The sequence below is a fragment of the Streptomyces sp. NPDC001219 genome, from assembly GCF_053597915.1.
Window position 1 is genome coordinate 1 of the sequence record NZ_JBSFJF010000142.1, and the last position, 5,410, is coordinate 5,410.

Consider the following 5,410-nt stretch of genomic DNA (forward strand, 5'->3'; position numbering starts at 1 on the left):
GATGCCGCCCTTGGTCTCGATACCGAGGGACAGCGGGGTGACGTCCAGCAGGAGGACGTCCTTGACCTCACCCTTGAGGACACCGGCCTGGAGGGCGGCGCCGACGGCGACGACCTCGTCCGGGTTGACGCCCTTGTGCGGGTCCTTGCCGGTCAGCTCCTTGACCAGCTCGGTCACCGCGGGCATCCGGGTCGAGCCGCCGACCAGGATCACATGATCGATGTCGGAGACCTTGATCCCGGCGTCCTTGATCGCGTTGTGGAACGGCGTCTTGCAGCGTTCCAGCAGGTCAGAGGTGAGCTGCTCGAACTGGGAGCGGGTGAGCTTCTCGTCCAGGTGCAGCGGCCCGTCGGCCGACGCACTCAGGTACGGCAGATTGATCGTGGTCTCGGTCGCCGCCGACAGTTCGATCTTCGCCTTCTCGGCCGCCTCCCGGAGCCGCTGGGTGGCCATCTTGTCCTGGGACAGGTCGATGCCGTACGCGTTCTTGAACTGCTTGGTCAGATAGTCGACGATCCGCTGGTCCCAGTCGTCCCCGCCCAGGTGGGTGTCGCCGTTGGTGGCCTTCACCTCGACGACGCCGTCACCGATCTCCAGCAGTGAGACGTCGAAGGTGCCGCCGCCGAGGTCGAAGACCAGGATGGTCTGGTCGTGCTCCTTGTCGAGGCCGTAGGCCAGGGCCGCCGCGGTCGGCTCGTTGACGATCCGCAGCACCTTCAGGCCCGCGATCTCGCCGGCCTCCTTGGTCGCGGTGCGCTGGGAGTCGTTGAAGTACGCCGGAACGGTGACCACGGCGTCCGTGACGTCCTCGCCCAGATACTCCTCGGCGTCGCGCTTGAGTTTCTGCAGCACCCGCGCGGCGATCTCCTGGGCGGTGTACTGCTTGCCGTCGATGTCGCCGTGGTCCGGGAAGCGCCAGTCCGACTCGCCCATGTGGCGCTTGACCGACCGCGCGGTGCGGTCGACGTTGGTCACCGCCTGCCGCTTGGCGATCTCGCCCACCAGCACATCGCCGCCCTTGGCGAAGCCGACCACCGAGGGGGTCGTCCGGGCGCCCTCGGCGTTGGTGATGACCGTGGGCTCGCCGCCCTCCAGCACACTGACCACCGAGTTCGTCGTACCAAGGTCAATACCCACTGCACGCGCCATGGTCTTCTCCTCACCTTGCGGCCCGCTCGCGGAACGGCCCCGCGTAGGCCTCCTCACCTGCTGATACGGGGAGCAAGCCGCCTCTATTCATCTGCATAAGTCGCGCTGACCCACATGTCAAGATATTCCTATTCAAGGCAAAAGTCCGGTATGCGCCAACCGCTGCCGGGCCACTCCCGGCCGCCGCCCGCCGGTGATCCCGCTCCCGGCGTCCGGCCGCGCCTCGGCGCCTCCCGGGCCGGCAGGGCCCCGCCGCCCGCCGCGCGGCCACCCCCACGCCGGTCCGCCCGCTACCCCAGCGGAGTGATCCGCCGGGGTACGCGCCGCGCGGGCACCGGCGCGGTGCGCCCGGCGGATCACCGGCCGGGCGCACCGCGCGGTCGTGCTCACGCCGTGACGGGTGCCGCGGCCCAGGTGCCGAGGGACATCTCGGCGGTGATGCCGGGGCCGAAGCCCGCCAGCAGCCCGCGCTGGCCCTCGACGGCCGACTCCTCGTCGAACATCCTCGCCAGGGCGTCGAGCACCACGCCGCTGGCGATGTTGCCGTACTCGGTCAGCGTCGCCCGGCTGAAGCGGAACGCCTCGGGTGGCACTTCGAGGAAGCGGCACAGGTCGTCCAGGATGCGCGGACCGCCCGCGTGGACGATGTAGAAGTCCAGTTCACCCGCGTCCCATTGGTGCTGCTCCGCGACGGCCCGCAAGGCCGGGGCGAGCGGCTCCATGGTGCCGGGCACGCGCTTGTCCAACTGGAAGTGGAATCCGGTGGCCCGTATCGCGTAGGAGATCCAGTCCTCGGTGTGCGGGATCAGGTACGAGCTGTTGCGCTCCAGGCGGACGCCGGTACCGCCGCTTCCCCGGACCACGGCGGCGGCCACCGCGTCGCCGAACAGCCCGTTGGACAGCAGCGATCCGACACCCAGATCCGTCGGCTGGTAGCACAGTGAGCAGAACTCGCACGCGACGATGAGGACGTTGGAGTCGGGGTACGCCGTGCAGAAGTCATGGGCCCGGTTGATCGCCGCGCCGCCCGCGGCACAGCCGAGTTGGGCGATCGGCATCTGCCGGGTGTCCGAACGGAAGCCGAGGGTGTTGATGAGCCATGCCGTCAGGGACGGCATCATGAAGCCGGTGCAGGAGACATAGACGATCAAGTCGATCTGGTCCGGCTCCAGTTCGGCCTGGTCGAGCGCCTTGCGCACCACGGCCGGGACGCGGGCCTTGGACTCCTCCTCGTAGACCGCGCTGCGGGAGTCGAGCCCGGGGTGCTTGAGCACCTTGTCGATCGGCTGGATCAGATGCCGCTTGCGGACACCGGTGTGCTCGATCAGGCGGAGCACCAGTCTCAGCTGCGAATGATCCTTGTGCAGCCGTCGCGCGAGTTCGAGGGTGTCGTCCTGGGTGATGACGTATTCAGGGACCGCGATTGCGGGTTTGCACAGAACCGCCATGGGATGGGCTCCTTGCAGACATGTGGCCCGGCAGGGAATTCCCGGATTCCATTTCGGATCGCTGTCGTCCGGTGCCTCCCGCCGCGGTCAACCCGTCCGGAGAACCGGAGTGTTGACCGCGGCGGAATCGGCGGACTGAAATGCGCGACCCTGGAGAGAACTGTGCGCGGGCCAGTCGTCGAAGAATGAACTCTCCCCGTACAGGTGGATCTTCTTTCCGACTTGTAACCGTACGCCAGTGAGGTGAGTTCTGCATGCGCGGCGCCCTGCCCGCATTACCAGGCGACCGGGAGCTCCAGCGGATAGCGCCAGATCGAGGTCGTGTTCCAGCGCACCTCCTCGGCCGGCTGGGCCAGCCGGAGCCCGGGGAAGCGCTCCAGGAGGGAGCCGAGCGCGACCTCCAGCTCCGTGAAGGCGAGCGGGGCGCCCAGGCAGTGGTGGCCGCCCCAGCCGAAGGTCATGTGCGACGGCCGGTCCTCGCGCTCCAGGTCCAGCTCGTCGGGCCGGTCGAACTTCCGGCCGTCCCGGTTTGCGGTCAGGTAGGAGACGTGCACGATGTCCCCGGCCCGGATCGTCACCCCGCTCAGCTCCACGTCCTCGGTGGCGACGCGGGGGATACCGACGCCCTTGCGGAAGGGGATGAACCGCAGCAGCTCCTCCATCGCCTGCGGCAGCCTCTCCGGGTGGGCCCGTACCCTCGCGAGGTCCTTGGGCCGGGTCAGCAGGGTGTAGGCGAGGTTGCCGATCTCGTAGGTGGTGGTGTCCTGGCCGGTGATGAGCAGGACCATGGCCAGGACGGTGAGTTCCTGGTCGTTGAGGAGCTCGTCGCCGTCGCGCGCCGTCGCCAGGGCGCTGATCAGGTCGTCTCCCGGGTGCTGGCGCCGCTTGGCGGTCAGCGTCTTGAAGTACGCGCGCATGTCGGCCTTGGCGCGGACGGCGCTGTCCCGGTTCTCCACGGTGACGTTCATCATCGTCCGTGCGTGCCCGCGCAGTTGCGCCCGGTCGGCCTCGGGGATGTCGAGGACCTCGCAGATCGTCGTCAGCGGCAGCGGGGACGCCAGGCTCTCCATCAGGTCGGCCGGGGAGCCCTGGGCGGTCATCCGGTCCAGCAGGTCGTCGACGACGTGCTGGGTGCGGGCCCGCATCCGCTCGACCTGGCGCGGGGCGAACGCCTTGGAGACCAGACTCCGCAGGCGGCTGCTGGCGGGCGGGTCCATCACGTTGATGGCCTCGTCCTGCACGATCGGCTCGGGAGTCATCCGCGGGAAGTCCCGGCCGATGATGGCGCTGCGGCTGAAGCGCCGGTCGGTCGTCACCGTGCGCACATCCTCGTACCGGGTCACGAGCCAGGCCTCGCCCTCCCCGTAGGGCAGCTTGATGCGGGCAACCGGTTCCTCGGTCAGCAGACGCTTGAGCGTCGGATCGAATTCCAGTGCCTCGGCGTAGTCGAAGGGGCAGTTCCACACGGTGGCGCCGGGTTCCATAATGAACTCCCGAAGTCATAGATGACGAGTGGATTCACCGTCTGTGAAGGCAGAATTGAGGCGCAGGTACCAGTGCGTACCGGGCCGTCAGCCGGCAGTGCGCCCATTCATCCCGGATATCGTAAACACGGGTGTGCGGGGGCGGCTTTACCGTTCGATCACGCTACGGAATGGTGGGTGCCGCGCTCCGCTGTTCCCCGGTGAATTACGGCCGTGGGCGGGTGCCCGGGGTATTGCGCCATAAGGGTGAGCCCGGCTTCCGTACGGTCGGCGAACGGCTCCCGCGGTGCCGGGTCGTCGGCGCGGGAGGGCGGCTACGGCCCGTGCGGCGTCACCTCGGCCGGAAGGGGCGGGCATGGCGGCAAACCTGGTTGCCGGAACGGCAAAAGAGCCGGGACGGAGGTCCCTGGGTGTGCGGCACCCCGGCACGGCTCGTCCTGGTTGCGGTGCGGGCCGCCGTGGAGGCTCACCGGTGATGGCAACGAACAAGGGAGCAGCCATGACGGAGCAGGAGAAGGTCATCCTGATCACCGGCGCGAGCAGCGGCATCGGCGAGGCGACCGCCCGCCGCCTGGCCGCCGACGGACACCGCGTCGTCCTCGGCGCCCGCCGCACCGACCGGCTGGAGAAGCTGTCCCACGACCTCCGCGCCCACGGAGGCACCGCGTCCTACCGGCGCCTGGACGTCACCTCGCTCGACGACATGCGGTCCTTCGTCGACGCGGCGAAAGCGGAACACGGACGGATCGACGTGCTGGTCAACAACGCGGGAGTGATGCCGCTGTCGCCACTGGAGTCGCTGCTGGTGGAGGAGTGGGACCGGATGCTCGATGTGAACGTGCGCGGGGTGCTGCACGGCATCGCCGCCGCACTGCCCGTGATGCGGGCCCAGGGCGCCGGACACGTCGTCAACATCGCGTCGATCGGCGCGTACGAGGTGGTGCCCACCGCCGCGGTCTACTGCGCCACCAAGTTCGCGGTCCGCGCGATCTCCGACGGGCTGCGCCAGGAGTCCACGAACGGCATCCGGGTCAGCGTGGTCTCGCCGGGCGTCACCGAGTCCGAACTCGCGGACACCATCACCGACCCGGCGGCCCGCGACGCCATGACGGCCTACCGCGCCGTGGCCCTGCCGGCCGCGGCCATCGCCGACGCCATCGCCTTCGCGGTCAACCAGCCACCGGAGGTGGATGTGAACGAGGTGGTGGTGCGACCGGCGGCCCGGACCCGGTAGCGGGCGCCGTACGGCAGCGGGCCGGGCCCCCGCCGGGGGGGGGGGGGGGCGGGCCCGCGGGGGCGGGGGGGCCCGGCGAGGGCGGGCCGGGGCGC

Annotated in this window: 4 protein-coding genes; 1 reads left to right on the top strand and 3 read right to left on the bottom strand. The window is 69.6% G+C overall.

Annotated elements, in window-relative coordinates:
• The 3 genes from dnaK to ACWC9R_RS36775 form a co-directional block, all read right to left on the bottom strand.
• A partial coding sequence (gene dnaK / locus ACWC9R_RS36765; protein WP_450738200.1) for a molecular chaperone DnaK occupies positions 1–1,149 on the bottom strand: 1,149 nt, incomplete at its 3' end.
• 386 nt (positions 1,150–1,535) lie between these two features.
• The gene (locus ACWC9R_RS36770; RefSeq protein ID WP_450738201.1) at positions 1,536–2,597 is read right to left on the bottom strand and encodes a type III polyketide synthase; all 1,062 of its coding nucleotides are present in this window, start codon (positions 2,595–2,597) and stop codon (positions 1,536–1,538) included.
• A 275-nt stretch (positions 2,598–2,872) separates the two neighbouring features.
• Positions 2,873–4,081 (bottom strand): cytochrome P450, encoded by a 1,209-nt coding sequence (locus ACWC9R_RS36775; protein WP_450738203.1) that lies wholly within the window; start codon positions 4,079–4,081, stop codon positions 2,873–2,875.
• A 499-nt stretch (positions 4,082–4,580) separates the two neighbouring features.
• Between ACWC9R_RS36775 and ACWC9R_RS36780 the strand changes: the two genes are divergently transcribed.
• Entirely contained in the window at positions 4,581–5,315 is a 735-nt protein-coding gene (locus ACWC9R_RS36780) for an SDR family oxidoreductase (RefSeq protein WP_450738205.1), read from the top strand.
• Positions 5,316–5,410: the final 95 nt, after the last annotated feature.